Source organism: Halopseudomonas pelagia CL-AP6 (assembly GCF_000410875.1).
Classification (GTDB): Bacteria; Pseudomonadota; Gammaproteobacteria; order Pseudomonadales; family Pseudomonadaceae; genus Halopseudomonas; species Halopseudomonas pelagia.
In genome coordinates this window covers 41,012-56,607 of sequence record NZ_AROI01000023.1, presented here as the reverse complement: position 1 = coordinate 56,607, position 15,596 = coordinate 41,012, and the positions used below count along the sequence as shown (strand labels likewise).

The 15,596-nt window shown below is 60.4% G+C and carries 19 protein-coding genes; 11 read left to right on the top strand and 8 right to left on the bottom strand.

The annotated features are described in order from the left end of the window. The first annotated feature begins 26 nt into the window (after positions 1-26). From K787_RS0116480 to K787_RS0116440, 9 genes are all read left to right on the top strand, one after another. Positions 27-1,067 (top strand): fatty acid desaturase family protein, encoded by a 1,041-nt coding sequence (locus K787_RS0116480; protein ID WP_022963915.1) that lies wholly within the window; start codon positions 27-29, stop codon positions 1,065-1,067. A gap of 2 nt (positions 1,068-1,069) precedes the next feature. Then, positions 1,070-1,870: an SDR family NAD(P)-dependent oxidoreductase gene (locus K787_RS0116475; protein WP_022963914.1), complete on the top strand. Its 801-nt coding sequence runs from the start codon at positions 1,070-1,072 to the stop codon at positions 1,868-1,870. Next, on the top strand, positions 1,870-2,625 hold the full coding sequence (locus K787_RS0116470) for an SDR family NAD(P)-dependent oxidoreductase (RefSeq protein WP_022963913.1): 756 nt from the start codon (positions 1,870-1,872) through the stop codon (positions 2,623-2,625). Before K787_RS0116475 ends, K787_RS0116470 begins: the two co-directional genes overlap by 1 nt. 40 nt (positions 2,626-2,665) lie before the next feature. Continuing rightward, complete coding sequence (locus tag K787_RS0116465; RefSeq protein WP_022963912.1) at positions 2,666-3,436, top strand: creatininase; 771 nt, start codon at positions 2,666-2,668, stop codon at positions 3,434-3,436. Continuing rightward, positions 3,433-4,089 (top strand): cysteine hydrolase family protein, encoded by a 657-nt coding sequence (locus K787_RS0116460; protein ID WP_028615024.1) that lies wholly within the window; start codon positions 3,433-3,435, stop codon positions 4,087-4,089. The genes K787_RS0116465 and K787_RS0116460 overlap by 4 nt, the downstream gene beginning before the upstream one ends. 111 nt (positions 4,090-4,200) lie before the next feature. Then, positions 4,201-4,968 (top strand): hypothetical protein, encoded by a 768-nt coding sequence (locus K787_RS23455; protein ID WP_022963910.1) that lies wholly within the window; start codon positions 4,201-4,203, stop codon positions 4,966-4,968. Further along, positions 4,965-5,807, top strand: a complete 843-nt coding sequence (locus K787_RS0116450; RefSeq protein ID WP_022963909.1) for an ABC transporter permease — start codon at positions 4,965-4,967, stop codon at positions 5,805-5,807. The genes K787_RS23455 and K787_RS0116450 overlap by 4 nt, the downstream gene beginning before the upstream one ends. A gap of 3 nt (positions 5,808-5,810) precedes the next feature. Then, on the top strand, positions 5,811-6,659 hold the full coding sequence (locus tag K787_RS0116445) for an ABC transporter ATP-binding protein (protein ID WP_022963908.1): 849 nt from the start codon (positions 5,811-5,813) through the stop codon (positions 6,657-6,659). A gap of 79 nt (positions 6,660-6,738) precedes the next feature. Continuing rightward, positions 6,739-7,056: a hypothetical protein gene (locus tag K787_RS0116440; RefSeq protein WP_022963907.1), complete on the top strand. Its 318-nt coding sequence runs from the start codon at positions 6,739-6,741 to the stop codon at positions 7,054-7,056. 143 nt (positions 7,057-7,199) lie between these two features. On the opposite strand, the gene K787_RS0116435 is transcribed toward K787_RS0116440, so the two are convergent. From K787_RS0116435 to lptM, 6 genes are read right to left on the bottom strand one after another with little or no spacing between them, the layout of a single operon-like run. Further along, entirely contained in the window at positions 7,200-7,919 is a 720-nt protein-coding gene (locus K787_RS0116435; protein WP_022963906.1) for an HAD family hydrolase, read from the bottom strand. Further along, complete coding sequence (xerC, locus tag K787_RS0116430; protein ID WP_028615022.1) at positions 7,920-8,813, bottom strand: tyrosine recombinase XerC; 894 nt, start codon at positions 8,811-8,813, stop codon at positions 7,920-7,922. Between the two features lie 17 nt (positions 8,814-8,830). Then, complete coding sequence (locus K787_RS0116425) at positions 8,831-9,535, bottom strand: DUF484 family protein (RefSeq protein WP_022963904.1); 705 nt, start codon at positions 9,533-9,535, stop codon at positions 8,831-8,833. Continuing rightward, positions 9,532-10,362, bottom strand: coding sequence for a diaminopimelate epimerase (gene dapF, locus K787_RS0116420; protein WP_022963903.1), 831 nt, complete (start codon positions 10,360-10,362; stop codon positions 9,532-9,534). The genes K787_RS0116425 and dapF overlap by 4 nt, the downstream gene beginning before the upstream one ends. 1 nt (position 10,363) lies before the next feature. After that, positions 10,364-11,617: a diaminopimelate decarboxylase gene (gene lysA / locus K787_RS0116415; RefSeq protein WP_022963902.1), complete on the bottom strand. Its 1,254-nt coding sequence runs from the start codon at positions 11,615-11,617 to the stop codon at positions 10,364-10,366. Between the two features lie 8 nt (positions 11,618-11,625). Further along, a complete protein-coding gene (gene lptM / locus K787_RS24825) occupies positions 11,626-11,772 on the bottom strand; it encodes an LPS translocon maturation chaperone LptM (RefSeq protein WP_022963901.1) in 147 nt (48 codons plus the stop codon). A gap of 102 nt (positions 11,773-11,874) precedes the next feature. Here lptM and cyaY point away from each other — a divergent pair, with 102 nt between their 5' ends. Then, on the top strand, positions 11,875-12,219 hold the full coding sequence (cyaY, locus tag K787_RS0116405) for an iron donor protein CyaY (RefSeq protein ID WP_022963900.1): 345 nt from the start codon (positions 11,875-11,877) through the stop codon (positions 12,217-12,219). Continuing rightward, the gene (locus K787_RS0116400; protein WP_022963899.1) at positions 12,206-12,415 is read left to right on the top strand and encodes a DUF1289 domain-containing protein; all 210 of its coding nucleotides are present in this window, start codon (positions 12,206-12,208) and stop codon (positions 12,413-12,415) included. The genes cyaY and K787_RS0116400 overlap by 14 nt, the downstream gene beginning before the upstream one ends. On the opposite strand, the gene K787_RS0116395 is transcribed toward K787_RS0116400, so the two are convergent. Both K787_RS0116395 and K787_RS0116390 read right to left on the bottom strand, forming a co-directional pair. Continuing rightward, on the bottom strand, positions 12,405-15,248 hold the full coding sequence (locus tag K787_RS0116395; protein WP_022963898.1) for a class I adenylate cyclase: 2,844 nt from the start codon (positions 15,246-15,248) through the stop codon (positions 12,405-12,407). The genes K787_RS0116400 and K787_RS0116395 overlap by 11 nt on opposite strands. Before the next feature lie 17 nt (positions 15,249-15,265). Continuing rightward, entirely contained in the window at positions 15,266-15,502 is a 237-nt protein-coding gene (locus K787_RS0116390) for a TIGR02647 family protein (protein ID WP_022963897.1), read from the bottom strand. Positions 15,503-15,596: the final 94 nt, after the last annotated feature.

The window sequence follows — 15,596 nt, the reverse complement described above, 5'->3', positions numbered from 1 at the left end:
CCTTAAAGCTGCCAACCGGAGGAGCTATGTCTACGTCCAAGCCCGCTTCCAAGCGAAAACCTCTGTTCCGTTATGCCGACGGCACCCTGCCCAATATGCTAGCCATGACCTACAGCTTGGCCGGGTATGTTGTGGGTATAGGTCTGTTGCTTGCCGACGCCTGGCTGCTGAAGGCGGGCGGCACACTGCTGCTTGCTCATGCGATGGTCATCGGCGCTTACTTGATACACGAATTCGCCCACGGCACCATATTCAGCGTGCCGGCGCACAACGCTCGGGCCGGCGTGGTGTTCAGCTGGATGACCGGTGGCTGTTATGCCGCATTCCAGGATCTGCGGCGCAAGCATATGCGCCATCATGTCGACCGTGCCGATGTGCTCACCTTTGACAGCAAGCGCTTCATCAACGCTTTGCCGGCGTGGGTGCGCAAGGCGATATTGGCCTTGGAGTGGGCCTACATTCCCGCCGTCGAGTTGCTGCTGCATGGCTACGTGATTCTGTTGCCGTTCATCAGCAAGAGCGACAAGCAACGCGCCCGTCGTCCCGCTGTCGCCTTGACGATGGCGGTTCGGCTTGCGGCTTTTGCGCTGCTTGGCTGGCTGTCCCCGGTGGCGCTGGTGCTTTACGCGGTGGCCTGGTTGATCATGATTACCGTACTGCGCTTTACCGATGCCTATCAGCACACCTACGACGCGTTCGCAGTGCTTGAGGAAGGGGACATCCCGGCTGACAAGTTGCGTGACCGGGCCTACGAGCAGCAGAACACCTTCAGCAATCTGGTGTCATTGCGCTGGCCGGTACTGAATCTACTGGTGCTCAACTTCAGTTATCACAATGCGCACCACGAGAAGCCGGTGGCGCCCTGGTATCGCTTGCCCGCCTTGCACGCGCAGCTTTACAGCGACGGCTACCGGCAGGTCGTGCCGATGAAGGAGCTGGTCAGCAGCTTTCACCGGCACCGGCTGCGCCGGGTCACCGATGACGACTACGGTCACTTCGGCGAAGGGCCCCAGCGCGCCCAAGGCTTTTACGGCGCCGTGGGCGTGTCGTTTCTGACGGCGGTCTGACCATGCAGACCCTCAATTACAGCAACCAGTGCGTGGTGATAAGCGGTGCCGCCAGCGGTATCGGCAAGGGCCTGGCTCAGGCGTTTGCCAGCCAGGGCGCAGATCTGGTGCTGCTCGATCGCAACGCGGAAGCTCTGCAGGTGGTTGCCCGTCAGCTTGCTGAGCACAGCAGCGCAGCGGCTAACCGGATCAGGTCTTTCTGTGTGGATCTTGCCGATGATGCCGAGGTATTGCGCTGTGCCGATTGGTTGCACGCAGACGGTATGCCCGTGGACGTCTTGATCAACAACGCCGGAATGGAATTGCCTACGCCGCTGATCGACGACCAGCCTATGGCCAATCAGCGCTGGCAGGCCCAGCTCGACAACAATGTGGTGAGCATGGTTCGCCTTACGCGTGCTCTGTTACCGCTGCTGCGCGATGGCGGCAGTGTCATCAATCAGGCCTCGATCTGGGGGCTTAGCGCGGTGGCGGGGTTCTCGGCCTATTGCGCGAGCAAGCACGCGGTAATCGGCCTTACCCGTTCCCTGGCCTGGGAATTAGGCAGTCGGCGTATACGCGTTAACGCGGTTTGCCCAGGTTGGGTCGGCACCGACGCAGCCATGGCCTCGCTGCGGGTAATGGCACAGGCCAGCGGCCGCAGCGAGGAGCAGGAGCTGGCACAGGTTCTTGCCGGGCAGGTGATTCCCGAGCTGCTGACGCCAGCGCAACTAGCCGGCACCTTCCTGTTTCTTGGCAGCCCACTGTCACAGGCGATCACCGGCCAGGCGCTGGTAGTCAGTCATGGCGAGGTGATGCACTGATGATTGATTACCGGCTTGATAACCAGCGCATCCTGATTACCGGAGCGACCACCGGGATTGGCCGGGCTTGCGCCCACCTGCTCGCCGCAAGTGGCGCGCAGGTGTGGATCAACCACCATGAACAAACCGAGCAGGCGGCCGGGCTCGTCGAGCGTATTCGCGCCGACGGCGGCCAGGCCTGGGCTGTCGAGGCCGATGTAACCCAGGCTGATGCGGTGAAGGTGATGTTTGCGCAGGTCTGCGCGGATGGTCCACTCCAGGGGCTGGTGAACAATGCCGGCATCATTCTGGAAAAACCTTTTCTGAACACCGACGAACAGGATTGGCAGCGAGTTATGGCGGTAGATCTGGATGGGGTTTACCGCTGCTGCCGGCATGGCCTCAAGAGTATGCAGGCGGCGGGGACCGGCAGCATCGTCAACGTCAGCTCTGATCTCGGTTTTCTCGGCCGCGAGCATTACGTTGCCTATTGCACCGCCAAGGCCGGGGTTATCGGCTTGACCCGTTCGCTGGCACGTGAGTTCGCGCCGCATATCCGTATAAACGCGGTGGCGCCGGGGCCTATCGAAACACCAATGCTGACAGCGGAAAACATGAGCGCGGACTGGCTGGCCAAAGAGCTTGCCATTCCGGCGCAGCGCTTCGGCAAACCGGAAGAGGTGGCCGCCGCCGTGGCTTTTCTGTTGTCGCCCACAGCGAGTTTTTTTACCGGACAGATACTGGGCCCCAATGGTGGCTCTTGGATGGGCGGCTAATGCTACGCCCTGAACCCATATTGACGAGGAGCACGGCCTGATGAACAACCTGTATATGGATCAGATTAGCTGGGTGGAATACCAGCGGCGCGTCGAGGCTGGCGCAGTGGTGTTTTTGCCCTGCGGAGCCACTGAGCAGCACGGCCCTCACCTGCCGCTGGGCACCGATGCGCTGTTGTCCACCGCGCTCAGTGCGGATGTGGCAGCCCTGGTCGGTGGCATCGTAGCGCCGGCGCTGGCGTACGGTTACAAATCCCAGCCCAAGTGCGGAGGTGGTCAGCATTTTTGTGGCACCACCAGTCTGGATGGCGCCACCCTGACCGCGCTAGTACAGGACGCCGTGCGCGAATTTTCCCGCCACGGCGTGAAGCGCCTGGTATTGGTGTTGGGTCATTATGAGAATCAATGGTTTGTGGCCGAAGGCATCCAGCTTGCCCTGCGTGAGCTGGGCCGCGACTGCGATCTGGAAGTGATGCGTCTAGAACATTGGGACTTCTGCCGCGAGCAAACCTTGGTCGATATCTTCCCCGATGGTTTTCCGGGTTTTGCGCTGGAGCACGCTGCGGTGATCGAAACCTCGCTGATGCTGCACTACCACCCGCAGATGGTCGCTCTGGATAGCATTCCAAATGACCCGCCAGCGGACTTTCCGCCCTACGATATGTATCCGTCTCGCGTGGACTGGGTGCCGCCTTCGGGCGTGCTGTCGTCGGCCAAAGGTTCCACGGCGGAAAAAGGTGCGCGCCTGGCCGGTGACATCGTCGAGGGTATCGCCGCCGCCGTGCGTCACGAATTTGCTCTGGCGCCATGAATATGCGCAGCGGACTGCACCCCGCCCACTGCGCGCTGCTGTTGATCGATATGCAGCGTGACTTCTGCGCGACCGGTGGTTACGCCAGCCAGGCTGGCCTTGATATTCAATGCCTGCGTGCGCCTATCGCAGCCCAGCAGGCGTTGTTATCGGCGGCACGCCGGGCGGGCATGCTGGTAGTACACACCCGTGAGGGGCACCGTCCGGATCTGACCGATCTGCCGGAGTGGAAGCGTCTGCGCGCAGAGCGCAGCGGAGCGCCGATTGGGCAGCAGGGCCCAATGGGCCGGTTGTTGATCCGCGGCGAGTACGGGCACGGTTTGATCGACGAACTGCAGCCACTTGAGTATGAGCCGGTCATCGATAAGCCAGGATACAGTGCCTTCGCCCATACCGACCTCGAATTGCTACTGCGCAATCGTGGCATCAGTTGCCTGCTGCTCGCCGGGGTCACCACTGAGGTCTGCGTCAGCTCGACCCTCCGCGCCGCGATCGATCTGGGGTTCTGGTGCCTGACGGTCAGCGACGCTTGCGCTTCGCCAGATCCAGACCTGCACCGCGCCGCGCTGCGGATGATCGGCGTAGAGGGAGGCATTTTCGGTGAGCAGTGCACCAGCGCAGAGCTGATAGAGCGGTTGGAGGCCTGCGCATGACCGAGGTATTGCAGCTATGGCCGTTGCCCACCGCGACACCGCCGCTCACTTGTGGCCCAACCACTATATGGCCTGCTGGCGGGGTCTTAAACGCTTTCCGGAGTATTACGCATGAATAATGTACCAGACGCCTATTTAGGCGTTTGGCAGCGCACTCTGCTGCGCACTGCCGATGGTATCGAAGATCGCGTCACCCGCGTTTTCTGGCTGCAGACACCCGCGTTGCATGCTGATGTGCGTTTGCCTGATCCTGCACCCACGAGCATTACCCAGCGCATCAGCCAGGCTGGCTTCGCTGGACTTACCGAGGTGCAGGGGGATCGCTGCCAGTGGCACCGGCTGGTGGACTTCCATCCCGATAGCGGCACGGACGTAGGCCTGATGACATTTATTACTCCGGATGAAGTGCAGGAGACGGCGCCGGATGGTAGCTATGTGGAAATCTGGCAGCGCCTACCTGAGTCTATTGGCTCTACTCAGGCCATCTGGCTTGCGGCAGCGGGCGATGCCCCGCGTCAGGGCTGCCTGCTGCTGGCCGGGGATTGCTTTATGTTTGTTGCTGACCGGCCAACGCCGGCACGCAAAGGGTTGTCGCTCGCGGCGCAGATCAATGGTCTGAGCGCTGATCAGGTCGAGCTCATGATGAGCTGTGAATTCTCCTTTGGCCGCATCGCTGGCGCGAAGGTGCCTTGGGAAATAACGCTTTCGACGGTTCCCGGACGAGCCGGGCGCTGCCTGTTACTCGACCCGCCTGAAACCAGCCTTGAGCAATGGCCGGTCGAGAGTCTGGCGACCTTGGGCGGTTACCCGCCGCCGACCGGTTGGCAACGCGCGCCGCTCCCCCTATTGAATCTGCCCGTAGAAGAGGTGACCCCATGAATGCAAAAGTCCCGATTCCGGAACAGAAGCCAGTGGCTGCTGCTCGCGTCAGCCGTCCGCGCTGGTGGGTCATTCGCGGCGACATGAGTGGCCGCACTACCGCTGTGCTGGCAGCCATAGGTCTTGCCGCGCCCTTTCTGGCCTGGTGGCTGTACACGCTGTTGGGCTTTGCCGATCCGCTATTCATGCCCGGCCCCGGCGCGGTAGCTGAACGCTTCTGGCGCTGGTGGGCCACCGAAGGACTGCTGAACGATACCGCGATCAGCGTCTACCGGGTTATGGTTGGGTTTCTGGTCTCGGCCTTGATTGCCTTGCCGTTGGGCTTGTATCTGGGCACCTATCGCCCGGTGCAAGCGACGCTGGAGCCGTTGATCGACTTCATCCGCTATATGCCAGCAGTCGCGTTTATCCCGCTGGTTATGCTCTGGGTGGGGATCGGCGAGAGCTCGAAAATTTTGATCATTTTCATCGGTACTTTTTTCCAGATGGCGTTGATGGCGGCCGAAGACGTGCGCCGGGTGCCCATGACGCAGATCGAAGCAGCGCAGACGATGGGCGCCAGCCGCAGCGAGATCATTCGCCTGGTGATATTGCCCTCTGCTCGCCCGGCATTGCTCGACACCTTGCGCATTACCTGCGGCTGGGCCTGGACATATCTGGTGGTCGCCGAGTTGGTGGCGTCCAACTCCGGGCTGGGCTACGCCATACTGCGCGCTCAGCGTTACATGCACACCGACAAGATTTTTGCCGGCATCCTGCTGATTGGCCTGATTGGTCTACTGACCGATCAGGCGTTCCGCTGGATCGGTCGTCGGGCCTTTCACTGGCAGAAGAGGTAATTCATGGAGCAGCCCTGTATCGCCATCCGGGACGTCGGCAAGGTATTCCGCACCCGGGAGCAAGACATTCAAGCCTTGACCAGCGTCAATCTGGACGTGCGGCCGAACGAATTTATTACCTTCGTTGGGGCCTCCGGTTGCGGCAAATCCACTCTGCTGAGAATCCTCGCCGGCCTTGAGACCCATTCCCATGGCGAGATTTTGCTGCATGACCAGCCCATCGACGGGCCAGGCGTAGACCGCGCGATGGTTTTTCAGCATTACAGCCTTTACCCCTGGCTGACGGTGATGCAGAACATCCGCTTCTGCCGGCAGTTGAAAGTCATATCGGATACTGTTTACAGCCAGTCGGATGTGGAAACGGCCAGTGGTCGGGCCGATGCGCTGCTCAGCCTGATGGGTCTCAAGGCCTTTGCCGACGCTTATCCCAGCCAGTTGTCCGGCGGCATGCAGCAGCGGGTGGCTATTGCCAGGGCGCTGATGCCGCGGCCGGATATTCTGTTAATGGATGAGCCTTTCGGGGCGTTGGACGCGCAAACCCGCGAGGTCATGCATGATCTGATTCGTCACGTGCATCGGTTGGAGAAGAGCACCATTTTGTTCGTTACGCATGACGTCGAGGAGGCTATCTATCTGGGAAGCCGGATCGTGCTGATGGCGCCAAGACCGGGCCGCATCGACAGTATCTATGATGTGCCGCTGCCCGCCGAGCGGCATCAGGACATGAAGCTTGAACCGGCGTTCATCGAACTCAAGCGCGAAATTCTCACGCGTATTCGCGAAACCTCCGGGGTGCAGACTGATCTGGACCAACTGGCGCGACTGACAAAAGGGGCTGGCGCGTTAAGCTGACAGAAAAAAATTGTCGCCAGTACTAGCCAAATTCTCCCATTGAGCTATAAATAGCGTGTTTTCCTTGGGAGGGGCTTGAATGAGTGACGATGATATTGATGAGGATGACCTGAACGCCGCGGATGATGATGGTGATTCGGATGATCTGCCGGAAGTAGAGGACGACGGTGGTGCTGAGGGTGATGAACCCGCAGCTAAAAAACGCAAGAAGGCGGCTACCGCCGAAGAGCTGCTCGAAGGGCTGTCAATTGAGGCCAAAGCGCGGGAGCGGGAAATGCTCGCGCGGCAGATGGAGGAGTTCATGGCCAGGGGCGGAAAGATCCAGGAAGTGGATCCTAACGTGGTTGGGGACCCGCCAAGAAAGCCTGACAGCAAATACGGCAGCCGGCCTATCTAAGCTGACTGGCACAGTGTGCTCGGCCAAGGTGCAAAGTGCCGTGCACATTGGCTGGTTTCAAGGCAGACGCTCGGCGGCGGTCTGTGCTGGTCTGAACAACGGCTCGGAACAGCCCGCTTTGAACGGCTGGCATTGTATGTGGATTATGTGCGCAATCCGGTTAATTTCGCGGTATAGCCATCCAGCCAGGCTGGTATCTGGCTGAGGCACCGCACTTCCCCATCAGGTCGTACTGCATCCGGCCACGCCGCGCCCATGCGGTTGAACCACAGCGTATGCAGGCCTGACTCGCGGGCACCCTGCATATCGTCTACCGGATGGTCACCGATATGCAGCGCATGCGCAGGTTCTACTCCAGCGCGCTCAAGGGCTGTCAGAAAGGGCGCGGGATCCGGTTTGCTAATACCGACTTCGTCCGCCGAGACAATCACGCTGAAGTATTTGGCCAGGCCCAGCCTGCGTACATCCGCGTTGCCGTTGGAGATGGTTGCCAGGGTGTATCGGGTCGATAGCTGCTCAAGCAGCGCCTCGGCGTGCGGGAACAGTGTCAGTGCATGGCGTGCTTCGAGAAAGACTTCAAAGCCCTTCTGCGTGAGCTCCTGCACCTGCTCTTCGGCATACCCCGCCCGCGTCAGCCCTAGCGCCATTACCGCGATGCGGAAGTCGGTGACCCGGTGCCTGAGCAGTGGGTCGTTGGCAAGCACCTCATGCCGCAACGCCTTGCGCGCGTCGCTGTCCAGACGCTCGGCAAACTGTGGGGCATGCTCGGCATACCAAGTCATCAGGGTCTGCTCGGCGGCAGCGACCACCGATTCGGTTTCCCACAGGGTATTGTCCAGATCAAAGGTCAGCAGGCGAATCATTCAAGTCTCGTTCTTGCGTTTGGCTCGGGGATGGGCCTGATCATACACCTGGGCCAGATGCTGGAAATCCAGGTGTGTGTAGATTTGTGTCGTGCTGATGTCGGCATGGCCGAGCAGCTCCTGTACCGCGCGTAGGTCGCCGGAGGATTCCAGCATATGGCTGGCAAAGGAATGCCGCAGCATGTGCGGGTGCAGGTTCTGGCCAATGTGCTGCACGCCCCAGGCGCGCACGCGCAGTTGAATTGCCCGGGCGCTAAGGCGCCGCCCCTGTTTGCCGACAAAGAGCGCGGGGTTGTCGCCAGCGACCAGCGTGCGTACTCGCAGCCAGCGTGCCAACGCCGCCAAAGCCAGACGTCCGACCGGGACCAGACGTGTCTTGTTGCCTTTGCCGAGCACCCGGACTTCGCCCTGGGCGCTATCCAGCGCGTGCACATCCAGACTTGCCAGTTCGGACAGGCGTAGCCCAGAGGAATAGAACAGCTCGAGCATGGCGTGGTCGCGCACGGCCAGCCAATCGTCATCGCTGTTGTCATTGAGTAATTGCGAGGTCAGGTCGGCGTCCAACGCCTTAGGCAGTTTGCGCGGTGATTTGGGCGCGCGCAGGTCAACCGCCGGGTTGTGCTTGCACAGCCGTTCGCGGATCAGATAGCTATAGAGGCTGCGCACGGCACTGAGCAGCCGCTGCAAGCTGCGGCCGGAAAGGCCTGCCTGGTGCCGCTGGGCGACGAATAGGCGCAGTTGTGGGCTGTCCAGCGCCTGCCAGCGGCCAATCTTGCGCTCGACGAGAAAGTCGCGCAGCCCCTCCAGATCATGCCGGTAAGCCTCAAGCGTGCGGGGAGATAGTTGCCGTTCGTTGCGCAGGTGCCGGTAAAAGGCATCCAGTTCTTTCTGCAGCAGTTCGGCGGGCATGCTCAGCCCCGACCCTCGTCTGCCAGCGGCCGCTGGCGCAATAGCACACGCGCCAGGGCGTCGGCGATATAGCCAAGAAACAGGGTGCCGGTCGCATTGCGGTAATGATTGGCGTCGCGGCTGCCCAGCGCAATAACCCCATGCATGCCCTGATGCTGGATTGGCGAAATCGCGGTGGAAGCGACCTGGGCGGCTGACTCGCCAAACAGGAAGGCCAGTTCGTGGGGGCGCAGTACGCCGCTGAGGGTCTTGCCGCTGTCGAGCAAGTGACCGATGGCGTCGCGTGCGGCGCTGTGAGTCACGCAGCGGGCGTTACTGAAACGCGGTGTTTCGCTGAACAGGATCAGGCTGACATAAGGCACCTGAAAGTCATCGCGCAGACTGTCTTCGATGCTGGCAATCACCTGTTCCAGGCTCTGTGCCTCAAGCAGATTGAGGATCAGCCGCCGACTTTTTTCAAATAAGCGATCGTTCTCGCGAGCCACGTCCATCAGTTGCCCGAGGCGATGGCGCACATCGATATTGCGTTCGCGCAGCAGCTTGACCTGGCGCTCGACCAGCGAGACCGCTTGGCCGGATTGATGCGGAATGATCAATTCCGGCAGCAGCTCATCGTATTCGGCAAAAAACGCCGGGTGCTGGCGCAGGTATTCCGCCACCTGGAGGGCATCCAGTTCAACAGCGGGCTGGCTCGGTTTGTCGCTCATACGCGTATTTGTCCTTCATAAACCCGAGTGGCGGGGCCGGTCATCAGCACCGGCTGGCCGGGGCCGGCCCATTCAATGTGCAGCGCTCCACCGGGTAGCTGAATGCTCACCGGCGACGCCAAGTGGCCGAGGCGGATGCCGGCGACGGCAGCGGCGCAGGCACCGGTGCCGCAGGCCAGGGTTTCACCAGCACCGCGTTCGTAGACGCGCAGGCGGGCGTTATGCCGGTCGATCAATTGCATAAAACCAGCATTTACCCCTTGGCCGAAGCGCGGGTGTTTTTCGATCAGCGGGCCAACGGACAGGACTGGGTAGTTGTCCAGATCATCCACCAGCGTTACGCAGTGCGGGTTACCCATGGATACCGTGGACACCTGCAGTTGCTGGTCGCCAGCTTCCAGCGAATAGGTTAGCGCTTCAGTATCGGCTTGAAACGGGATCTGCGCCGGGGCAAAACGCGGTGCGCCCATATCCACGGTTACCTGGCCATCGGCGTTGACGGTGAGGACGATCGGGCCACCGGCGGTTTCCACCTTGATCTCGGATTTGGCGGTCAGGCGCTTGTCCTGCACGAAGCGCGCAAAGCAGCGCGCGCCGTTGCCGCACTGCTCCACTTCGCTGCCATCGGCATTGAATATACGGTAGCGAAAGTCCATGTCCGGATTGCCCGGCGGCTCGACTACCAGCAATTGGTCAAAACCAATACCGGTGTGCCGGTCGCTCCATTGGCGGATCAGTTTGGCTGACAGCTGCGCATGCTGAGTCACCAGGTCGATGACCATAAAGTCATTGCCCAACCCATGCATTTTGCTAAATCGCAGCAACATCTCAGACCTCGGGTAACAGGGATTCGCCAGCAAAAAGCTCGCTGATGGTTTCACGGCGGCGCACCAGATGGCTGTGTTGACCATCGACTATGACCTCGGCAGCGCGCACACGGGTGTTGTAATTCGAACTCATGACAAAACCGTAAGCCCCTGCAGAGCGCACGGCCAGCAGATCGCCCTCGGCTAGCGCCAGTTCGCGGTCCTTGCCGAGGAAATCACCGGTTTCGCAGACCGGGCCGACGATATCCCACGGCAAAGGCGCAACATCACTACGCGGGGTTACGGCGTCAATGCCCATCCAGGCACTGTAGAGCGCCGGGCGGATAAGATCGTTCATTGCCGCGTCAATAATCGCGAAGTTCTTGTGCTCAGTTGGCTTGAGCAGATTGACCCGGGTCAGCAGCACGCCGGCGTTGGCGACAATCGACCGGCCGGGCTCAACCAGTACGGTCAGATCGCGGTCGGCCAGTTGCTTCTGCACCTTGCCCAGATACGCGGCAGGGGTTGGCGGTACTTCATCGCGGTAGGTCACGCCCAGTCCGCCACCCAGATCCAGGTGGCCGATATGGATGCCTTCTGCGGCCATCTGGTCGATCAGCGCCAGCAGCCGATCCAGCGCATCGATCAGCGGCGTGTCGTCGGTCAACTGCGAGCCGATATGGCAATCCACACCGCAGACGCGGATGTTCGGCATCTGTGCGGCGCGCCGGTAAACCTCGGGCGCCTTGGCGATATCGATACCGAACTTGTTTTCCTTCAGCCCGGTGGAGATGTAAGGATGGGTCATGGCATCCACATCGGGATTGACCCGCAGCGATATCGGCGCCATGAGGTTCATCTCGGCGGCGACCGTTTGCAGGCGCTCAAGCTCGGCGTTGGACTCGACGTTGAAACAGTGAATGCCTACTTCCAGCGCGCGGCGCATTTCATCGGCGGTTTTACCCAAGCCGGAAAAAACGATGCGCGAGGGTTCGCCGCCAGCGGCCAGTACCCGCTCAAGCTCCCCCATGGAGACGATATCGAAGCCCGCCCCCAGGCGCGCTAGCAGGTTCAGCACCGCCAGATTGGAATTGGCCTTGACCGCATAGCAGACCAAATGGGGAGTGCCGGCCAGGGCCTGATCCCAGGCCAGCCAGGCTTGTTCGATGGCCTGACGCGAGTAGACGAAACAGGGGGTGCCATACTGATCGGCAATCGCGGATAATGGCAGTGCTTCGGCGTGCAATTCGCCGTTCTGGTATTCGAAGGCTGTCATTGGTGCTTTCAGTTTTCCGTAGGTTGCTGGGTCATTTCCTCACGGGCCGGGTCTTCCGGTTGTCCAGAGGTCCCTTCAGGCATGTATAACGGGCCTTTCTGACCACAACCAGTTAATACCAGCAAAGCAAAGATCAACGCTGCGGAAAGCTTCATGGTGAAATCCTTATTGAAAAACGAGCAATATACGGCAGTATACCCAGCCGCCCGCCTTGGCGCACCCGACCGACGTCAGTATCAGACAGAAGAGAAGCACGCATGCATGAACTGAGCGAAGACGAGTTTCACAGACAGGCCGATCAGGTGCAGGACCAGATCGAGCACGCAATGGATGCCAGTGGGCTGGACCTGGATATGGAGCAGAAGGAAGGCTCGCTGGTGCTGATGCTCGCGGAAGGATCGCGGCTGGTTATCGGGCGCCAGCCAGCCTCACGCGAAATCTGGTTGGCCGCACCTGACAGTACCCGGCATTTCGGTTACCACCCCGGCGAAGGCTGGTTGCATGATAGCGACGATGAGCCACTGGCCTTAGTGCTGGCGGGCATACTGCAAGACCTCACCGGCGAGGAAGTAGAGCTGGAGCTGGACCTTGACGCGGAGTAACCAATCGCTGCCCGGCAGGCAGCCGTCGCCCTGTGTGCGTAAGTGCTGCCTGGACGATGACGAATGTGTGGGCTGCGGGCGCCTGATGGCAGAGATCCTCGAATGGTCTGCCGCCAGCAATCAGCGGCAGTTGCAGATTGTCGCCGCCGCCCGTCAGCGGCGGGAGCAACGCCAGCAGCCTTGGGTCAGTCGCTAATGGCCTGCATCGCGGCGTTCAGTGCGTCTTCCAGTTGCTGCCGGTAGCGTAGGTACTGCACTGTCTGCAGGACGCCAGCCGGATCGATAGCGGACAGATCCAGATCGGTAATGTAGCAGGGGTAGTGCTCGTTGCTGCGGCGCTTGTGCAGAATATGGCGGGCTACTTCGGCATACAGTCTGGTTCCGTATTCCAGTTCGGAAAACTCTCGCTGATCACAGAAGATACTGACCTGCAGCCGCTGGCCGGCGCCCGGTTCGGCGATCGCCTGGACAGCATAGTAATCTGCCTCGACGCCTTGTGCCGGTAGTTTTTGCCGCTCCAATCGCAGGTTTTTGCCTTCACTGACTGGCAGGATCGTGGTCAGTTGGATGGGCTCTTCGCGCAGGCTACTTTCCAGGCTCAGATTGACTTGCCGGCGCAACCGCACGCTATGCAGAAAGCGTAGCAGTGGCAGCAGCAGCGTTGTCTCGTCGCGATAAGCCTGGCGGTGAGTCCACGCCGAGCCGAGCTCGTCGAGCACGGTAATGTCGGCTTGAAACTGGGGCAGCAGGCGGTAAAACACCTGGATACGCTCGGCCTGCGCCTGTTGCAAAATCAGTGCTAGATCCTGGCCCTGCAGCGCGTAACGGTCGAGGATCAGCGCGCTGTAATCAGCCCGATTGGTACCCAGGTAGTGGGCCAGCCGTTCACGGTCGGCGATTTGAGTGACATCGATCTGATTACCTTTGCGCTCCAATACCTGATAGCTATTTTGCACCTGCAACAGGAAGCGCGCTGGCGGATCGCAGAGCAGCTCGCGTGTGGCATCGCGGAACAGACGCTCAACGCGCTCGGTTATGGCGCTGGAGCGGTTACGGCAAAAGCATGCAACACTTAGCTCAGCCAGTCGTTGATGTTCATGCCCTTTGTTCAGATAGTCGCAGAGCGCTTGAATGCAGGCCTGCTCGCCTTCGAAGCGAGTGACCAGCAGCTCATTCCAGCTGTTCAGCGTGACCTGGTCGATGCTCAGAATAAGATTCTCGCGCAGCCCCGAGTAGCCCAGTGCATCGGTGTGGCTACTGATCAGATGCAGGTTTTTCTGGCTGCTGGCCGGCAGGGGGTCCAGGCCAACGTTGATGAGTAGCAGGTTGTGGCAAGGCTGGCTGGCGCGTGACAGGGCATCCTCGGTGAGCGCCGGCAGCGGCAGGGGAAAGTTCTGTTGAATGGTCGACAGCAGATTGCCTAATTCGAACTCATTCAGGGCGCTGTCGCCAGGGTGCAGGGCTATCCGTGTTGCGGCGTCGATCAGGCCGTTGCGGTGCGCCCATGCCAGCAGCTCGATCAGTTGGCGGCTGCGTTTGAGCGGAGGGTGATCGCCGAGATCCTGTTGGTTGAGTGTGCCACGGTACAGGCTCCAGTGCGCCTGGCGGCCGTCTCCCCCTGGGCGTTGCGCTAGCGTCAGCAGGGCCTCGCTCAGATCGGGCGCGATGCCCGGATTGACCACCTCTACCTTGCCCGCCTTGCGTTCGAAGGCGGCGTAGAGCCGCCGTCCCAGCAATGACAGGTCGCGACTGTTGACCTGATTGATCACATTCTGACTGCGGCCGAATTGCGACAAAAAACGGTAGCTGTGGGTCAATTCGCTGACCAGTTGCAGGCGTTCCTGCGCCACTTCGCGCACGCGCCAGAACTGGCGATTGTCCATTTGCTGCAACTGGCGGGTATCCCACTGCCATTCTTGCACCAGCTTTTCCATCAGGCTGCGCTTCCAGCCGAGAGTCCCTGTGCGCCGGCTCAAGCGCACATCGGCCTTGATATACAGACAGCGGCGCACCAGCTCCAGCCGTTCATGCTCCTCGCGTTTGAGCAGATAGGCTTCGATGCGTCGGTAGAGCATGACGTAGGGGTCAAGCTCATCAAGGTTCAGATAGTTGGCGTAGACCTTACGCTTGAAATCCAGGCTCAGGCATTGCACGCCAGGGTGCTCGCTTGCGTATACCTCGGTCAGTAGCAGCTTGAGTACTGACTTGTATGGCGATTCGATGCCTTTGAACAGTTGCCAAAGTCCGGCGCCGACATACTCCCCGGCCGGAATGCACGCCATGTGTCCCAGGTCGAGGCTTTCCTGTTGGCGAATAAAGCGTCTGTCGATCAAGTGTCGAGTGTAGCTGGGGTAGTTCTTCTCTTCGCTGGCAGGCACCAGCCACCAGAGCGGGAAGCGGCCACCGATCAATATCGCCGTGCGGTAGAACTCGTCGAGCAGCAGGTAATGTTGGGTGCTGCCGCAATCTTCAATGGACAGTGCATTGTTACGGTAACCGAGGCTAAACGTCTCGGGGTTAACCAGGTGAAAATGCGCCTCATTGCCCTGCGTGGCGGCCCAGTCGGTAATCAGTTGGCATTTGCTGGACAGCTCCGCGATGGCCTGGGCGTTCAGGTCGGGGGAATGACAGACCCAGATATCCAGGTCGCTCTGGTCCGATTGGCCAATAGTGCCGCCGCTGCCCATCAGGTATAGCGCCTGTATGCCAGGGGTAAAGCCGGCGGGGTGGCGCCGATAGCTGAAGCTGCGAGTCAGCGCCTGGGCGCCGAGCAGCGTTGGCGGGCCGGGGATATATCCGGGTAGGCCGTGCGGTGTGTCCCGCGCGACATAGCCCGGGAGCAACGGGTGGTTCACATCAAACAGCAAAGGGATCAACTGCAGCACGTTGTACTGGCGCGGGGGCAGCGCTTGCAACACGCGTTGCAGGCGGCTCTGATTGATCCCCATAAAGCGTTTGCGCAGGGTTGTCAGCGCTTTGCGGTCAATGCCTTCGTCAAGCTGTAACTGAATTTCCCCACGCTGGGTCATAAACGGCTATTTCATCCTCACTCGGCGCGCAAGATAGTTAGCAGCGCCTGGCTGTGTTCAGCCGCATCCAGGCCCAGGCTGGTCAGGTAGCCACCATCTGGCAAGGTAGTCAATCCACGTTCATGCAATCGACCCGCGGCTGCAACGACGTCCGCAGACGCCTCGTGCTGATGAATCTTCAGTCCTTCCAGCGAGCTGGCCAGGTTGAACTGGTTCAACAGGTTGATTTCGGCAATTTCTTCCGGTTTCAGCATAGTGGGCAGTTCCTTTTTCGGGTGTTGTTCTCGCAGTCTAGCGCTAAACCCGGCGCAAAAGCATAGGGTTTCTCGTCTATTTGTATTAGTGGGC

Excerpts from the sequence above, each read along its gene's own strand:
- K787_RS23455 (WP_022963910.1), top strand. The coding sequence starts at position 4,201 with ATGAATAATGTACCAGACGCCTATTTAGGCGTTTGGCAGCGCACTCTG.
- K787_RS0116445 (WP_022963908.1), top strand. The coding sequence starts at position 5,811 with ATGGAGCAGCCCTGTATCGCCATCCGGGACGTCGGCAAGGTATTCCGC.
- K787_RS0116460 (WP_028615024.1), top strand. The coding sequence starts at position 3,433 with ATGAATATGCGCAGCGGACTGCACCCCGCCCACTGCGCGCTGCTGTTG.
- K787_RS0116425 (WP_022963904.1), bottom strand. The coding sequence starts at position 9,535 with ATGAGCGACAAACCGAGCCAGCCCGCTGTTGAACTGGATGCCCTCCAG.
- K787_RS0116435 (WP_022963906.1), bottom strand. The coding sequence starts at position 7,919 with ATGATTCGCCTGCTGACCTTTGATCTGGACAATACCCTGTGGGAAACC.
- K787_RS0116440 (WP_022963907.1), top strand. The coding sequence starts at position 6,739 with ATGAGTGACGATGATATTGATGAGGATGACCTGAACGCCGCGGATGAT.
- cyaY (WP_022963900.1), top strand. The coding sequence starts at position 11,875 with ATGCATGAACTGAGCGAAGACGAGTTTCACAGACAGGCCGATCAGGTG.
- K787_RS0116480 (WP_022963915.1), top strand. The coding sequence starts at position 27 with ATGTCTACGTCCAAGCCCGCTTCCAAGCGAAAACCTCTGTTCCGTTAT.
- lptM (WP_022963901.1), bottom strand. The coding sequence starts at position 11,772 with ATGAAGCTTTCCGCAGCGTTGATCTTTGCTTTGCTGGTATTAACTGGT.
- K787_RS0116450 (WP_022963909.1), top strand. The coding sequence starts at position 4,965 with ATGAATGCAAAAGTCCCGATTCCGGAACAGAAGCCAGTGGCTGCTGCT.
- K787_RS0116390 (WP_022963897.1), bottom strand. The coding sequence starts at position 15,502 with ATGCTGAAACCGGAAGAAATTGCCGAAATCAACCTGTTGAACCAGTTC.
- dapF (WP_022963903.1), bottom strand. The coding sequence starts at position 10,362 with ATGTTGCTGCGATTTAGCAAAATGCATGGGTTGGGCAATGACTTTATG.
- K787_RS0116475 (WP_022963914.1), top strand. The coding sequence starts at position 1,070 with ATGCAGACCCTCAATTACAGCAACCAGTGCGTGGTGATAAGCGGTGCC.
- lysA (WP_022963902.1), bottom strand. The coding sequence starts at position 11,617 with ATGACAGCCTTCGAATACCAGAACGGCGAATTGCACGCCGAAGCACTG.
- K787_RS0116395 (WP_022963898.1), bottom strand. The coding sequence starts at position 15,248 with ATGACCCAGCGTGGGGAAATTCAGTTACAGCTTGACGAAGGCATTGAC.
- K787_RS0116465 (WP_022963912.1), top strand. The coding sequence starts at position 2,666 with ATGAACAACCTGTATATGGATCAGATTAGCTGGGTGGAATACCAGCGG.
- K787_RS0116470 (WP_022963913.1), top strand. The coding sequence starts at position 1,870 with ATGATTGATTACCGGCTTGATAACCAGCGCATCCTGATTACCGGAGCG.